This is a genomic window from Enterococcus sp. DIV0800, from assembly GCF_050559735.1.
Classification (GTDB): domain Bacteria; phylum Bacillota; class Bacilli; order Lactobacillales; family Enterococcaceae; genus Enterococcus_A; species Enterococcus_A devriesei.
This window is the reverse complement of sequence record NZ_CP187899.1, coordinates 227,311-241,880: the sequence shown is the minus strand read 5'-3', so window position 1 is coordinate 241,880 and position 14,570 is coordinate 227,311. Positions and strand designations below refer to the sequence as shown.

Below are 14,570 nucleotides of genomic sequence, written 5' to 3'. Positions count from 1 at the left end.
GAAAACCAGATGAGCCAAAATCTATTACGCCCCGAAGTGTTGATTACAATCGTGGTCGCCTGTTTGATCACTTTTTTTATCACACGGTGGGGAATGAAACGAAAAAAACATGCCACGGTCGCTGAAAAATCAGAACCAATCAAAGCACCGGAACCAACAACAGATGTGTTGACGGTTTTTGAACAGTCATTGGCGATCTTACAAAGCTATAAGCAGCATCTAAATCAATATGGCTATCCCTATTTCAAAGAAACGACCCCTTTTGTTTTGCAGCAGCTGCAAGCCGAAGCGGACAGTTTGGTTACAGAGCAGGCTAGAGAGAATCAAAAAGCGCAAACGCTATTGTTAGACAATATCGCTCAACTTCAGCGATTTATGGAACAAGAGGTTACGGATTCTAAAAAGCTAGAGTTAGAAGTCTCGAATCATGTGAACAAAACCATCATCACGTGGCGTAAGCTAATCAAGGAGTTTTCGAATCAATAGGAAATGACAAGGAGGAGTGAAATGGCGAAAGCGACCGACACAGAAGTGTATCAGCTGTTATCAGAGTGGCAAATTCCCTATGAACGAGTGGAGCATCAAGCCGTTTATACGGTAGCGGAGATTGATTTTTCTATCGATGGGACTGAGGTCAAAAATTTGCTGATGCGGGGAAAGAAGAGCAAGCAAAATTATTTTATTATTTGTCCTAGCGAGAAACGGTTGGATATAAAAGCTCTGGCAAAAATCCTCGGTGAGAGTCATTTATCCTTTGCTTCGGCGGAGCGGCTCTTTGGTTTACTGGGATTGACCCCTGGAGCTGTCACGCCGTTAGCCTTGCCTCACGATAGGGAGCGGCAAATTACTTTAGTGATTGATCTGGCGATTGATCAAACGGCCAAGATCGGCTTTCATCCCAATGTCAACACGGCCACTTTAGTGCTGGCCTTTACTGATTTTCAACGTTATTTAACCAAGCTTGGGATCCAGCCAGTCTATTTGGTATTGCCAGAGCAAGCCAAGGCTTAATCCTTAATGGAAGAGGGAATTCGATGTTTTTGATTATTTTTGGTGGTCTGCTTTTAGTTTGGCCGCTGATGACAGTTCCGGCCTTAATTGAAAATAAAAAAAGCCACGGCTTCTATTTTTCAGCCGATAAAAGAATTTTAGTGGCGAAAGCCGGTAATTTTGGGAATAACCTCAATATGAAAAATAAATTTGGCTTTAGCTTGAATGTATTAATAGGTCTGGCACTGATTATTTATGGCATTCTTCACTTATAATAAATCAAAAAGGCTTCACGAAAACACTCAAAATCTGAGGGCGTTCGTGAAGCTTTTTTGAAAATCGAGGTAATAGTTTTCAAGGTTCTCAAAATTTGCGATAATAGATTAATAAGTATAAAAACGTTGTTGATCTGAAATGACGTGAAGGAGGCAGAATGAATTCAACGAATCAGCCGCATGAAGCTGGAAAGCATAATTTTCAGCACACGATGTCTTTGTACGAAGAAAATTTTATTCCAATGGAGGATGTGCCGATCTTACTGACGGATCTGCCTACCAAGTCGGCAATCATCGGCCGAATTGGGATTATGTTTCTGGCTTGTGGAACTGGGGCGTGGCGGATTCGCGAAGCCATGAATCGGGTTGCTCGTAATCTTGATGTGATTTGCAGTGTCAGTCTGGGGATTCGCTCGCTTGAATATACTTGCTACCAGGGAAATGAAAGCTTGACGCGGATTCTTTCGATCCCCAACGTAGGGGTCAATACGAACCGGTTGGCGGATTTGGAACGACTAGTCGATCGTTTTAAGGCCGATTATTTAAATGAAAACGCCAAGGAGATTCATCATCAGTTGGATGCGATTCAAGCAAAAAAGGGGTTACATTCCACATTAGTCAGTTGTTTGGCGTCCGGTGTAGCTTGCGGTGCTTTTATTTTTTTATTAGGTGGCGGAATCATTGAACTTTTTTGCACTTTTATTGGAGCCTTCATCGGACAATTTTTCCGGAAGAAAATGCTGGATAAACAATTAACGTTGACGGCTTGGATCATTGTCAGTGTCTTCACGGCATGCTTGTTTTATGGGATTAGTTTTTATGGGCTGGCTTATTTTTTGCCTATCAAGATGAGCCATCAAGCAGGCTATATCGGGGCGATGCTCTTTATTGTGCAGGGCTTTCCCTTTATCACCAGCTGCTTGGACTTGGCTAAACTATACATGCGCTCGGGAATTGAACGACTGGCCTATTCTATTTTGATCCTTGCCATCGCGACTCTTAGTGATTGGGTAGCAGCGCTAGTTTTAAATTTGCAGCCTCAGCCCTTCGTGCCACAGGATCTTTCGCCGCTACTGTTGTTCGTTTTACGGATCATCGCCAGTTTTTGCGGCGTCTATGGTTTTTCAATTTTATTTAACAGCCCGCACAAAATGGCGGCCACTGCTGGATTGATTGGAGCGGTATCCAATACACTGCGGTTGGAGTTGATCGATGTATTCAATTTTCCGATAGCTACCGCAGCGTTAGTGGCAGCGATCGTCGCAGGTCTTTGCGCAACTTTTTTCAATAAGGAAGAGCATTATCCGCGGATTGCTCTAACGGTACCTTCGATCGTGATCATGGTGCCGGGTTTCTATATTTATACGGCGGTCTATTATATGAGCGATTATCAGATTGGACAAGGCGCGACTTGGGCAACGAAAGCGTTGCTGATTCTATTATGTTTACCGTTAGGATTAACGATCGCTCGCATGATCACGGACAAAGAATTTCGCTACTGCACGTAAAGACGATTTGAGAGAATAAAAGCTCGTCATTCTAAACTGATAGATTGGCGAGCTGTTTTACTATTCTGGGTAATGAAATACTTCGAAGCGAAGCCCGTCCGGGGATTCAAAAAAGACCGCATAGTAATGAGGGGCAATTTTTTCTTTGTATTCTCGCGGCTCATCATGTAAGATCTTCGCTTCAGTCTGCTTTAGCCCCTGATAAAAAGTATCAACAGCTGCACGACTTTCCGCAAAAAAAGCAAGATGCTGTAAAGCTCCAGGTTTTCTGGTATCTACTTGCTCCTGTAAATATTCTTTTTTGGGAGAACAGATTCCGAAATCAAAGTTTTCACCTAAATACTCGATGACTTGCATATCGGCATGTTCCAGATAGCCTTTAAATTTTTGGCTAATATCATAGCCTAATAGTTCAAACAACTGATCATAAAAGGCTTCGGCCTTTTCAACATCAGGCACAGTCACTTGAACGTGATGGATCGGATACTTCATAAAAGCGCCTCCTTTTTTTGAAATTATAAATTAGGCACACAAACTTTTGTGTGCCTGATAACATCATTCAATTAACGGATATGCAGTCTTCTGCGGATACCATCAACACGAGGGCCGAGTAATTTGTCGGCCATGCGCGTTTTCAAAGCCAGCACAATATACGCCAAACCGCCGCAGGCTGCCACGATCAAAATAATAATCATTGATTGGATTTTAGAATCGGGACTCAAGACCAATTCACAGCCAAACTTCACAATCACGGCAACCACACCCATTACTAGTGACATGCCAGTGATTTTTGCGAAAGATTCGATCGTTGTTCGGAATGGGAAGCGAGACAAGACATGAATCCGGTCTAATAAGAACATATTTGCAACTAAGAGACCTACAAAGGTTGCGATCAAAGGGCCATAGGCTTTGAATAAGAAAATCAGCGGGAATTGGGTAACGACTTTTACCCCGATCCCGATTCCTAGAAAACCAACGGCTTGCATATTGCCGTCTAATCCTTGTAGCATCGTTGAGCAGACCATGAAGAGGCCCATCATGATACCAACAACACAGGAAGCTGCCAATAATTGCGCCCCCAATGGATTTGGACGATAGAACAAGGTGTTTAAAGGATAAGCTAGGACGATCATACCCACGGTAGCTGGCATCATCACAAAGAATAGCAATTGAAAATTATTTGTGACTAAATTAGCCAAGCCGGCTTGATCTTTTTTCGTGAAGCGTTCGGTGATCAAAGGTAGTCCAGCAGTAGCCATCGCGGTTCCTAACGCAATAACGACCATCGTCAATTTATCCGGATTGGCTGAGATCAACGCGAAAAGATCCGCATTTTTGGCGGCAGAATAATTCGTGACGATCGTCATAATTTTTTCAAAGGAGTATTGATCGATTAATTTGAAAATACTGATCCCGCTGCCGACAATAATAAATGGAATGGCTTGCGCAATCATTTGCATTACAAGTTGGCGGCCAGAGAAGCTGATTTGATTACTGCTTTCCTTAACCAACTGACGAAAGGCGGTACGTTCTTTTAATAAGGAGAACATCAGTACACCCATAGCGAAAGCTACCCCAATAAAGGCCGCAAAGGTGGAATGAACGACGGCGGTTTTGTAGCTGCCGTTATTGATCTTCATAATGATATAAGCCGAGACCAGCATATAACATACGCGAGCGATCTGCTCGATGATCTGTGAAATGGCATATGGCTTCATATTGCTGTTTCCTTGGAAGAAGCCGCGAATCACACTCATCGCAGGGAAAATCAAAAGGACGACGCTTAATGAACGCATCACCGGAACGAGATCCGGATTTCCTTGTGACAGGAAGGGGGCGCCAACGAACATAATGCCCGCACAAATCACGCCGCCAATCGTCATCAGCCGCAAGGTATAAAATAAAAGTTTTTTACTAAGACCATATTCATTCATGGAATTGTAACGGGCCGTCTGCTTCGCTACCGCCGCTGGGATTCCCGCGGTGGAGATCATTAGAAACAACGCGTAAACATTGTAGCCCTTGGTATAAAGATAGTTGGCTGCTTCTCCGTGAGGCTGCATCCACATGTACCAGGGGATCACATATACGGCACCTAGTAAGCGCGAGAAGATATTCCCCACAGTTAGCCAAGCGGTACTTTGGACCATTTTTTCTTGGGCAGTCGCTTGCTTTTTAACAGGCGCAGAGACTTCCTCCATTTGTTTTTCTGGTTGTTCCATATTTTCTTTGGTCGGTTTGACCGTTTCTGTATGATAACGCGCCATTCGCGAACGAGGTTCGTTTTTCGGTAGGGCGTTGTCTTGTCTATTATTTGTCATATATACCAGCTTTCTCCAACAGTGTCCTCCATATTTTACCTGTTCTGTCAGCGACTTACAATCCTGTAAGAAAATCTTTAAGAAATCGGTATAAAGCGGGGGCTTTTGCTCATTTTGATCGACGAAAATTTCAAGCGCTGTGGTGATTCAAAAAATAAGATAGCTTTTCTGTGATTTTTCTAATAAAATGATGAAAATGGGAGCGGGAGGGAGTAGACGTATGGAAATTTTATCCTTTGAGCAAATTGATTTTATTCGTCAAAAAAAATATTTATTAGAATCAATCAATTGGCGGATCAATGCAGGGGAAGATTGGGCCATTCTTGGACTGAATGGAGCAGGGAAAAGTTTGATGCTACAAATGATTTCGGGTAATCTATGGCCGACAAAGGGCCGACTGACGGTTTTAGGCGAAGTTTTTGGTCGCACGTCGATTCCTGATTTAACGAAGCGAATCGGCTGGATCAGTCAATCTTTGCAGGAACGGATTCATAGGGAGGAACTAGCGGAGCTGATCGTGCTGTCGGGAAAATTTGCTAGTATTGGCATCTATCAGCATTTTTCTCAAGAAGACGTACAGGAAGCGAAAGACTTGTTGGCTTCATTAGGGGGTGAAAAACTAATCGGCAAGGTCTATCAAATTTTGTCCCAAGGGGAGAAACAGTTGGTCCTGATCGCCCGAGCATTAATGGGAAAACCGGAACTATTGATTTTGGATGAACCTTGCAACGGTCTGGATCTATTTGCTCGTGAAGATTTGTTGCGACGAATCGAAAAATTGAAGCAAGCTGCAGACGCGCCAAGTTTACTTTATGTCACTCATCACACCGAAGAGATTTTGCCACTTTTGAATCAAGTCTTGATGATTCGCGATGGCAGGGTTTTCAAACAAGGAAAGCGGGAAGAATTACTGACCGAATCAGTCTTAAACACCTTTTATTCCCGACCGATCACGCTTCACTCCATGGGTTCCGACCGCTTGATGGTGGTACCCAAATAAAGGTGTTTTTCAAGGTGAAGACGTCGTTGAGACAACTATAAGTGAAGGCAACGACAGAGGCTACTCGCGATTCTTGGGGTCTTGCTAAAGTAAAAAACATCGGCCGATCACCGATGTTTTTTTACTTTAGCTTATTTTAATTTAGCTTCGGAAATATCGGCCAAATAATCACTTGCGATGTTTAGTAGTTCCGTCATTTTGTCGTAGTCAAAAGGCGAAGCAAGATGGCCATAGCTTATGGTCTCTAAAAAAGTCTTCGTTCCGCCAATACGACAAATGGCGAGGTAATCTTCCCAAACAGTGGGGTCTTCCGTGACGATCCGTCGTTGCCAAAATTGCAGGGCACAGACTTGTGCCAGCGTATAGTCGATATAATAGAAGGGGACTTCAAAAATATGTCCTTGCCGATACCAATAAAGTCCGCGCGCCAAGGCGTCAGATTCTTGATAGTTGCGCTCTGGGCAATAGCTTTGTTCTAATTTTCGCCAGCACCGCTTACGTTCCTCCGGTGTCCAGCTTGGATGAAGATAGACTTCTTCTTGGAAATGATCCACTAAGGCGCCATAAGGCAGAAACTGCAATGCACCGCTTAAATGTGCGAATTGATATTTTACACGTTCGTGAGGGAAAAATTTTTCCATCCACGGCCAAGTTAAAAATTCCATACTCATGGAGTGGATCTCCGCCGTATCAGAAGTAGGAAAAACGAGTTCCGTTTCTTCGATCCAGCGGGATAGATAACTTTGAAAGGCGTGACCGGTCTCATGGGTCAAGACATCAACATCATCGGAAGTACCGTTGAAATTTGCAAAGATGAAGGGCATCTGCAGACCGTCAATAAATTCACAATAACCGCCACTTTGCTTGCCGGGACGACTGCTCAAATCCAACAGTTCTTGATCGATCATTTGCTCGAAAAAGTCTCCCGTTTCAGGTGATAATTCATGATACATTTGCTGGGCCTTTTGAACTAAGTCGTCTCCCTTAGGCTGGGCATTTCCAGTAGGGAACACTAACGGCAGATCATAGTGATAAAAATCTTTTAGCTGCAAGCGATCTTTTTGTCGTTGATACAATTTTTGATTGATGGGAACGACAACCTCAATAATAAATTGACGGAAGGACTGTAGTTGCTTGCGATCATAGCTCCAGCGATTCATTAAGCGGTCGCCATATTCCACGTAGTTTTCAAAACCTAATTGTTGGGCTTGTTGATGGCGTAACTGAACTAGTCGATCAAAAATAGCATCGAATTCTTTTTCGTGGGCGACAAAAAAGGCCTCGTAGACTTTATGAGCGGCTTTGCGGACAGAGCGGTCAGTAGCGGTGAAAAAAGCCGCTAATTCTGACAAGGTCAATGTTTGGCCTTGAAATTCTAGTTGAGCAGAAGCAATGAGCTGGGTGTATTGACTAATGGTTTCGTTTTCTTGCTGTTTCAAGGAAACCACCGCGTCATTCAACAGCCGTAGCTGATCTTCGGCATAGAGAAAAAGAGTCTCGGGAAATTCTTGTTTTAGTTCCACTTCAAAAGCCGAGTCTAATAATTTTTCATAAAACTCGTTGTGGAGTTGATCGATTAAGGGCTGGTGATGATCCCAAAAATCATTTTCAGCCCGATAAAAAGAGTCATTGGTATTGATTGAATGACGAATATAGGCCAGCTTAGCATTAGTTGCAATCTCACTACGTAATTGGTTCAGCTGGTTCAAGGCTTTTTTAGCCTCAGAATAATTAGAAGTCGTAGCAAACAGTTGCAAGGCTTGCCGAAACGCTTTTTCGTATTGTTCCAGTTCCGGACGTTGATAAGGATAAGTTGAAAAGGACATGACGAACCTCCAATAGATAACTTTTTTGTAAGTATAACAAAAAAACCGCCAGCATTGTGCTGACGGTTCTTACAAGCTTACGAATTCATTAGTAGTTCTTCGTCCAACAATTCATCGATGGATGTGTAGTCTAAGTTCAAATCTTTGGCTACTGCTTCGATGGTTAGTTTTCCTTTGTAGGTGTTGACCCCGCGATGCAAGGCTAGATTGCTCTTCAGCAAGTCTTCTAACGAGTTATTGGCTAGCAGATTCGCATAGGTCATTGTACTGTTGCTTAGAGCATGAGTCGCGGTTTGTGGGACAGCCCCTGGCATGTTTGCAACAGCATAGTGGACAACACCTTCTTTGACATAAGTCGGTGCGTCATGAGTTGTTACGCGGTCCTCTGTTTCAAAGATCCCGCCTTGGTCAATGGCAACGTCTACTACTACGGAATGATCTGGAATATTGGCAACCATTTCCTTAGTGACTAAGGTTGGTGCTTTGTGACCAGGAATCAAGACCGCTCCAATCACTAAGTCAGCAGTTTTCAATGCTTCTTGAATGTTGAAGCTGTTTGACATCAACGTTTGTACGTCGTTGCCGAAAATGATATCTAATTCTTTTAAGCGTGGGACACTGACATCTAGGATCGTCACGTTGGCTCCAAGGCCGACTGCGATTTTCGCAGCGTTCAGTCCTACCACGCCGCCGCCGATAACGACGACATTGCCGCGGCGAACACCAGGCACGCCAGATAACAAGATTCCTTTACCGCCATTGATCCGTTCTAAATAGTTGGCACCGATTTGAGCCGCCATACGGCCAGCAATCTCACTCATCGGAGCTAACAAAGGCAGCGTATTGTCAGCAGGTTGGACATTTTCATAAGCGATGGCATTGACGCCGCTTTCGATTAAAGCTTCGGTCAATGGTTTGTTCGCAGCTAAATGCAAATAAGTAAATAATAGCAAATCTTTGCGGAAGTACTGATATTCTTCGGGAAGGGGTTCCTTCACTTTCATGACCATATCAGCAGACCAAGCTGTCGCTGCATCATCAACGATAGTGGCTCCGGCTTCACGATATTCATCATCGGAGATGGCTGATCCTGCGCCAGCATTTTTCTCAACGAGGACTTTATGACCATGTTTACTCAGATCAAAAACACCTGAAGGGGGAAGGGCAACACGATTTTCGTTGTTCTTAATTTCTTTTGGAATTCCAATAATCATTCGACACACACTCCTTCTAACAAATCATAGATAAGCGCAACCGCTTACAAACTAATTGTACAGGAGTTTCAAACAATATCAAATAAAATTTTGTGAAAAATACGATTCATTTTACTACAAGTAAGCAAATGAAACCCTTTTCATTTTCTCATCTTAGTTTTTTTCGAAGAATCAGTCAGAATTGATTGGTTGAAAGTTTGTGATAATTTTAAATTTATTATTTGATTGCTGAATTTATTGCGAAAAAACCAATTACTGGTAATAATAAAGAAAGAAACTTAAGGGAGATTGTATTATGCCGGAAAATCAACGGATTGATATATTAAAAGAACAAATCAGCTTTTTAGAAGCACGTTTGACGCGTTATGAAGAATTGTTACATGGATCGGTTTTAAAACGAATTCTCTTTGGCGGAGGACGGCGTGCGAAACTAAGTATCGCTGAGATTCTAATTGGGCTGATTATTTTACTGTATGTATTCTTTCGCATCACACCGGGATTGGTTTTTGCTGTGATAGTTATTTTGTCATTATTCATGATTTTCTTTTCCGCAGTTCAACTAAATCTGATCCGTAAGAAAAATGGGCCGGAAAAATACCAGAAGATGATCGACAGTTTGACGTTAGAAAAAGCTTCAATGGAAAAGGAAGTCATACGGCTAAAAGAAAACAAGCCGAGAACCTAATCCTCGGCCAGTTTCATATAAAGGAATACTTTTATCAAACGGGAATAGCTTCGCGCTTTTCTGAAGAGAAATTTTTACGATGGACCGTATCTACCAACGATTGGATCTTGTTTAAAGAATGGATGCTGGGACACAGTTCCACCGCAATGATCGGCGTTCGACAGCTTTGCACATCAAAGGTGGAGGTGCTAATGACGATATCATATTCTTCAAAGATTTCTAAATAGCTTTTATTTTGGAGGCTGTTAAAATTGATATGTTGGATCGTGTAATTGCCTCTGATTGAAAAGCGTAGCAGTTCAGACAACAAGCTCTCTTGCATACTAGAGTCTGTCGAGACGACTAGCAAGGTGACTGGCTGATTAGATTGCTGCATATTATTCAGACAGCTGGGAACCGTTGCGATGATTTGATAAATGTAATTATCGATGAATTCCGCCGTCGCGAAAAGCTGATAATCTTCGGTGAATCCAAGCACTAGTTCCCGCAACTGATGCACACAATGAGCATGAAAAGTCTCTAGCAAATGTAAGCAATCTTTTTTTCGGTCTTGTAGAACACTGATAAATTCTTTTGTCTTGGCATGGAACAAATGCTGATTGATCAAAATTGTGGTTAATTGATCTTTTTGTTTTTCGGTCAAAGGATCGACGAGCATCGTGCTGAGTCTTTCCGCTAGTTCATAATGCGTTTCATAATGATAAGCCAAGGAATAATTTGTTTCCAAGGCTTTTTTCTTTTGTCTGTCGCCTAGCAAAAAGAGATCCGAATACAACAACCAAAAGCTATCTTTCATAACATCTTCTGAGTAGAGAATATGCAGCTCTTTCCGCAAGTGCGGACCAAAACGACTCATCGTCGCTTGCTTTGGTGGCAGAATGCTCTCCGATTTTAATGTACGGGAGGAAAAACGATGGTTGTTAGAGATCCGTACGAGACTGATAAAAAAAGTAAGACTTAGCCGGTTGTATTGGGCAAAAGACACCGATAATTCATTTTCATTGATCATGGAGCGAACGATCTCGTCACCGTATCGGAAGAATTCCGAACTGAAGCGCGTATTTTCCCGCATGACTTTCTTCTCTGAAAAATAGAGAAAGAATAGATGGCGGATCGCGATCTCATCACCGGTCAAACGAAAAGGCCGCCGCTGAATCGTCAATTTCCAGTGTGCCAGAGCATCTTGCAGATCTTTCATGGCCGATTGGACTGTGGTCAAGCTACAAAATAATTTTTGGGACAACTCTAATAAGGTGGAACATTCCTCAAAGAAGATGGCTTCCAGAATTTTAAAAGCCATCGAATGATTTAGCAAAGTGGAGAAAAGCACATCGATGGTGGCGTTGTCTTTCAGCTCTAGCCGATACAGGCTGTTTTCTCGCACGACTTTGTAATAGTTGCTTTGGGTATTGATTGTTCGAATGTCATTTAATAAAGCAGGTGTGGTGCAGTCTGCGATGGTGGACAATTCCTCGCTGGAACACGGATGCTTGGAATAATACAGGGTTTCAATTAAATTTAATTGGCGCTGGCTATCTCGTTTAAGAAGTCGGCGTAAGTTCATTATAATATTCCTTTCGTAATGGAAGTGGTTCGAAACAATTCACAAATTGCTGAATACGTTCAAAATCTTGAGCGGTTGGATAGGCGTTGATGGCAATCAATGGGCACGCGGATTTAAGTTCAGTCATCGTGACATTGGTTACGATCAAATCATATCTTTTAGTTAAATTAGTCAACTGTTCCTGTTGAATAAACGGACTGCTAAAATAATCGTAGTTCACGGCGCCTTTAATAAAGGCCGGGAAAATCGAGTGCCAGAAACGTTCGTGGGTGGTGGAGGTATCAGAGAGCAACAAGACCTTGATTGGTTGATCCGCCGCTACTAAGCGCTGCAGCAGGTGACTGATTGAAGTAACCAATAAGCTGATATACAACTCGGTGAAGGAGTTGTGCTGCTGGCTTGGTAAAAAATCCTCTACGACCGTTCTGATTTTTCTCAACTCACGGCTATATTTTTTATCGATCAATTTCAGCATAGTAGCTTGCGTTTCCTGTAAAATCTCGACTGATCGTTTATTAGGCTGATAGCAAAACAGACTGTTGCCTAATAGTCGCAGGTTTTCAACGATCTCAGCTTGTGAAAGCGGCGTGTCTAGTAGTTCGCTAATACGATTCAATAATAAATGATGAGATTCATAAAAATTCGCCAGTCGAGTATTTTTTTGGATCGCGAATAATTGCTGCTGACGATTTAAGATCAATTGATGGGAAAACAGCGGCCACAAGCATTCCTTCAATGAGCTCTCAGTAAAATCAATCCCAGTCTCACGTTTGATCAGCTTGGTTAAACGCTCTAGCTGATCGAAAGCAGGGAGCTTCAAACCACTTTCATTGGACAGTTTTTTCATGGAATGACCATTTTTTAAACGCTGTAAGCCAATCAAAAAGCTGTGCATCAGTTGAAAATGGACATTCATATTATTATCGATTTGATTTTCTTTTAAGAGTTGCCGTAGCAAGTAATCGACTGAATTGAGTAATTCCTTTGAGAAACCATAATCAACAAAGGCCATTCGAGCTTCTCTAAAAAAAAGATAATAGAATTGTCGTAAGATCGCTTCATCTCCAGCGACTCGCAGTGGGCGATGATGGACAGAGATATCCCAAGTAGCTAGCTTATGCTTGATGTTTTTCAAATAACGCTGCATGTTAGAAAAACTACAATTTAAATGATCCGCTGCTATTTGAATCCCCCGACTTTTCTCAAAAAACAGGCACTCAATCACTTGAAACTCTAGACTAGTCCGCAAAATATAGGCATAAACAATGTCGATCGTTGCGAATTGATCGAACTCAATTGAATAGAGCCCTTTCTTTTTCTTTATTTTGATCGGTAAGGTTTCTTCATTTAAAAAACGAATATCACTAATCAATGCAGGTAGTGAGCAGTTTAGTACCTCCATTAATTGTTCGGAAGAAAGCAAATCTTTGGCATAATATAATTGTTCGATTAGACATAAACGTCTCGTCGTTTCTTGTTTCATTAACCCTCTTAAATTCATATATATAACCCCTCGAATAATTTTTTATTTAATATAATGGCAAAAAAGAGGGGAAACAAGTTAGATTAACTTATATTAAGCTTATTTTTGTTATTTAACTAATTCCCAATAAGAATTATTATAAATTAGGATACTAATTTTATAAGGATAAACGCAAATAATTAAAAAAAACTTCGAATTTATTTTTTATTTTTTAATTCTAAAAAAATAAAAAAAGAATCCGGCGGAAAAAAATAGGAAAAAGAGAGTTAACGGTTGCCTTTCTCAGCAAGAACGAATAGAATTATGTTTGGAATCAATTAAAAAGACAGTGGAGGCTATACATTATGATTAATAAACAAAGTTTAGTTGAACAAGTAGCGGAAAAGACAGGTCTTACAAAAAAAGATGCAACATCTGCCGTAGATGCTTTATTTGAAGGAATTCAATCATCATTGAAAGCTGGAGAAAAAGTTCAAGTCATTGGCTTTGGTAACTTTGAAGTGCGGGAACGTGCTGCACGTAAAGGCCGTAACCCTCAAACAGGTGAAGAAATCACTATCGCAGCTAGCAAATCACCAGCATTCAAAGCCGGTAAACAATTAAAAGATGCAGTGAAGTAAAAAAATGAGTCCCGCTACTTTGAGTAGCGGGCTTTTTTGTGCTCGGATCCGTCTCAAATCTAAAAAATATCTAAAAAAAAGTTTGTGAATCAAAATTTTCTTGTGTCTTTGGCTAAAAAAGCGTATATCTTAGAACAGTGAAAATTCTGGAGGAACTTTATGTTTAATTTTCTGCCCCATTCCGTTTTACAAATGAGTACGATCTTTCTTTCAATCGTAATCGAGGCGATTCCCTTTGTTTTATTGGGTTGTATCATTTCTGGCGCTTTACAGGTTTTTTTAACGCCTGAACGGGTTCAAAAGATTTTGCCTAAAAATAAATTACTGGCGATTCTCGTAGGTTCATTTTTAGGATTTTTCTTTCCTTCTTGTGAATGTGGAATCGTGCCAATCATCACTCAATTCATTAAAAAAGGTGTGCCGGAACATACGGCCTTTGCCTTCATGGTGACTGCGCCGATTATTAACCCAATTGTCTTATTTTCGACCTTTATCGCCTTTGGTAATAGCTGGAAGTTTGCTTTTTTACGAGCGCTAGGCAGCTTTATCGTGGCCTTAATCATTGGCTCATGGATCGCGTATATCAATCACTCACCGATTTTAAAAGCTGATTTACAACCTCACACAGAGGAGCACCATGAACACGGAGAAACACATAAGCATTCTTTCAGCCAAAATATTTGGTCAGTCTTGGTTCATGGGATCGATGAATTCTTTGATACCGGCCGCTATTTGATTATTGGTGCGTTGATCGCCAGCAGCATGCAAGTTTATTTACCTACGCAATTCATGTTGCAACTAACTTCTTCAAAAATTGTCGGCGTTTTAGTGATGCTAGTTTTGGCCTTTACAATGTCGCTTTGTTCCGAGGCCGATGCTTTTGTCGGTTCATCTCTATTGAGTCTTTTTGGTACCAATGCGATCGTGGCCTTTTTAGTTTTTGGTCCAATGGTGGATATCAAAAATCTAATGATGATGAAACGCAGCTTTCACGGGAAATTTATTGTTCAGCTAATCGCTTTGATCAGCGTGATCGTTACGGTCTACGCGTTAGTGATTTAGCGGATCGAATAAGAGAGAATAC

Annotated in this window: 14 protein-coding genes; 8 read left to right on the top strand and 6 right to left on the bottom strand. The window is 41.6% G+C overall.

Features of this window, described 5'->3' with window-relative positions; translation table 11 throughout:
* Positions 1–9: 9 nt before the first annotated feature.
* The 4 genes from IGI54_RS13065 to IGI54_RS13050 all read left to right on the top strand — a co-directional run bounded on the left by IGI54_RS13065 (position 10) and on the right by IGI54_RS13050 (position 2,773).
* Positions 10–486: a hypothetical protein gene (locus IGI54_RS13065; RefSeq protein ID WP_430621899.1), complete on the top strand. Its 477-nt coding sequence runs from the start codon at positions 10–12 to the stop codon at positions 484–486.
* Between the two features lie 21 nt (positions 487–507).
* Positions 508–1,011: a prolyl-tRNA synthetase associated domain-containing protein gene (locus tag IGI54_RS13060; RefSeq protein WP_430621898.1), complete on the top strand. Its 504-nt coding sequence runs from the start codon at positions 508–510 to the stop codon at positions 1,009–1,011.
* Positions 1,012–1,034: 23 nt separating this feature from the next.
* A complete protein-coding gene (locus tag IGI54_RS13055) occupies positions 1,035–1,265 on the top strand; it encodes a hypothetical protein (protein ID WP_216430026.1) in 231 nt (76 codons plus the stop codon).
* Positions 1,266–1,423: 158 nt separating this feature from the next.
* On the top strand, positions 1,424–2,773 hold the full coding sequence (locus IGI54_RS13050) for a threonine/serine ThrE exporter family protein (protein WP_430621897.1): 1,350 nt from the start codon (positions 1,424–1,426) through the stop codon (positions 2,771–2,773).
* A gap of 60 nt (positions 2,774–2,833) precedes the next feature.
* On the opposite strand, the gene IGI54_RS13045 is transcribed toward IGI54_RS13050, so the two are convergent.
* Both IGI54_RS13045 and IGI54_RS13040 read right to left on the bottom strand, forming a co-directional pair.
* Positions 2,834–3,265, bottom strand: a complete 432-nt coding sequence (locus IGI54_RS13045; RefSeq protein ID WP_313631258.1) for a VOC family protein — start codon at positions 3,263–3,265, stop codon at positions 2,834–2,836.
* 71 nt (positions 3,266–3,336) lie between these two features.
* A complete protein-coding gene (locus tag IGI54_RS13040) occupies positions 3,337–4,974 on the bottom strand; it encodes a putative polysaccharide biosynthesis protein (RefSeq protein WP_430621989.1) in 1,638 nt (545 codons plus the stop codon).
* A 340-nt stretch (positions 4,975–5,314) separates the two neighbouring features.
* Between IGI54_RS13040 and IGI54_RS13035 the strand changes: the two genes are divergently transcribed.
* On the top strand, positions 5,315–6,094 hold the full coding sequence (locus IGI54_RS13035) for an ABC transporter ATP-binding protein (RefSeq protein ID WP_430621896.1): 780 nt from the start codon (positions 5,315–5,317) through the stop codon (positions 6,092–6,094).
* 131 nt (positions 6,095–6,225) lie between these two features.
* Here the strand turns inward: IGI54_RS13035 and IGI54_RS13030 are convergent, their stop codons facing one another.
* Together IGI54_RS13030 and ald are read right to left on the bottom strand one after the other, a co-directional pair.
* Positions 6,226–7,920 carry a M3 family oligoendopeptidase gene (locus tag IGI54_RS13030; RefSeq protein WP_430621895.1) on the bottom strand — a complete coding sequence of 565 codons (1,695 nt, stop codon included), beginning with the start codon at positions 7,918–7,920 and terminating at the stop codon, positions 6,226–6,228.
* Positions 7,921–7,997: 77 nt separating this feature from the next.
* Complete coding sequence (gene ald, locus IGI54_RS13025; protein WP_430621894.1) at positions 7,998–9,134, bottom strand: alanine dehydrogenase; 1,137 nt, start codon at positions 9,132–9,134, stop codon at positions 7,998–8,000.
* A gap of 295 nt (positions 9,135–9,429) precedes the next feature.
* Between ald and IGI54_RS13020 the strand changes: the two genes are divergently transcribed.
* Entirely contained in the window at positions 9,430–9,819 is a 390-nt protein-coding gene (locus IGI54_RS13020) for a hypothetical protein (protein WP_071861848.1), read from the top strand.
* A 34-nt stretch (positions 9,820–9,853) separates the two neighbouring features.
* Here IGI54_RS13020 and IGI54_RS13015 read toward each other — a convergent pair whose 3' ends face one another.
* Complete coding sequence (locus IGI54_RS13015) at positions 9,854–11,383, bottom strand: helix-turn-helix domain-containing protein (RefSeq protein ID WP_430621893.1); 1,530 nt, start codon at positions 11,381–11,383, stop codon at positions 9,854–9,856.
* Positions 11,361–12,884 carry a helix-turn-helix domain-containing protein gene (locus IGI54_RS13010; protein ID WP_071861850.1) on the bottom strand — a complete coding sequence of 508 codons (1,524 nt, stop codon included), beginning with the start codon at positions 12,882–12,884 and terminating at the stop codon, positions 11,361–11,363. Before IGI54_RS13010 ends, IGI54_RS13015 begins: the two co-directional genes overlap by 23 nt.
* 326 nt (positions 12,885–13,210) lie before the next feature.
* On the opposite strand from IGI54_RS13010, the gene IGI54_RS13005 reads away from it, so the two are divergent.
* The gene (locus tag IGI54_RS13005; RefSeq protein ID WP_010779334.1) at positions 13,211–13,486 is read left to right on the top strand and encodes an HU family DNA-binding protein; all 276 of its coding nucleotides are present in this window, start codon (positions 13,211–13,213) and stop codon (positions 13,484–13,486) included.
* Positions 13,487–13,645: 159 nt separating this feature from the next.
* A complete protein-coding gene (locus tag IGI54_RS13000) occupies positions 13,646–14,548 on the top strand; it encodes a permease (RefSeq protein ID WP_379946965.1) in 903 nt (300 codons plus the stop codon).
* Positions 14,549–14,570 lie beyond the last annotated feature (22 nt).

Coding starts and splice junctions, on each gene's coding strand:
- IGI54_RS13065 (WP_430621899.1), top strand. CDS start 10: ATGAGCCAAAATCTATTACGCCCCGAAGTGTTGATTACAATCGTGGTC.
- IGI54_RS13060 (WP_430621898.1), top strand. CDS start 508: ATGGCGAAAGCGACCGACACAGAAGTGTATCAGCTGTTATCAGAGTGG.
- IGI54_RS13055 (WP_216430026.1), top strand. CDS start 1,035: ATGTTTTTGATTATTTTTGGTGGTCTGCTTTTAGTTTGGCCGCTGATG.
- IGI54_RS13050 (WP_430621897.1), top strand. CDS start 1,424: ATGAATTCAACGAATCAGCCGCATGAAGCTGGAAAGCATAATTTTCAG.
- IGI54_RS13045 (WP_313631258.1), bottom strand. CDS start 3,265: ATGAAGTATCCGATCCATCACGTTCAAGTGACTGTGCCTGATGTTGAA.
- IGI54_RS13040 (WP_430621989.1), bottom strand. CDS start 4,974: ATGGAGGAAGTCTCTGCGCCTGTTAAAAAGCAAGCGACTGCCCAAGAA.
- IGI54_RS13035 (WP_430621896.1), top strand. CDS start 5,315: ATGGAAATTTTATCCTTTGAGCAAATTGATTTTATTCGTCAAAAAAAA.
- IGI54_RS13030 (WP_430621895.1), bottom strand. CDS start 7,920: ATGTCCTTTTCAACTTATCCTTATCAACGTCCGGAACTGGAACAATAC.
- ald (WP_430621894.1), bottom strand. CDS start 9,134: ATGATTATTGGAATTCCAAAAGAAATTAAGAACAACGAAAATCGTGTT.
- IGI54_RS13020 (WP_071861848.1), top strand. CDS start 9,430: ATGCCGGAAAATCAACGGATTGATATATTAAAAGAACAAATCAGCTTT.
- IGI54_RS13015 (WP_430621893.1), bottom strand. CDS start 11,383: ATGAACTTACGCCGACTTCTTAAACGAGATAGCCAGCGCCAATTAAAT.
- IGI54_RS13010 (WP_071861850.1), bottom strand. CDS start 12,884: ATGAATTTAAGAGGGTTAATGAAACAAGAAACGACGAGACGTTTATGT.
- IGI54_RS13005 (WP_010779334.1), top strand. CDS start 13,211: ATGATTAATAAACAAAGTTTAGTTGAACAAGTAGCGGAAAAGACAGGT.
- IGI54_RS13000 (WP_379946965.1), top strand. CDS start 13,646: ATGTTTAATTTTCTGCCCCATTCCGTTTTACAAATGAGTACGATCTTT.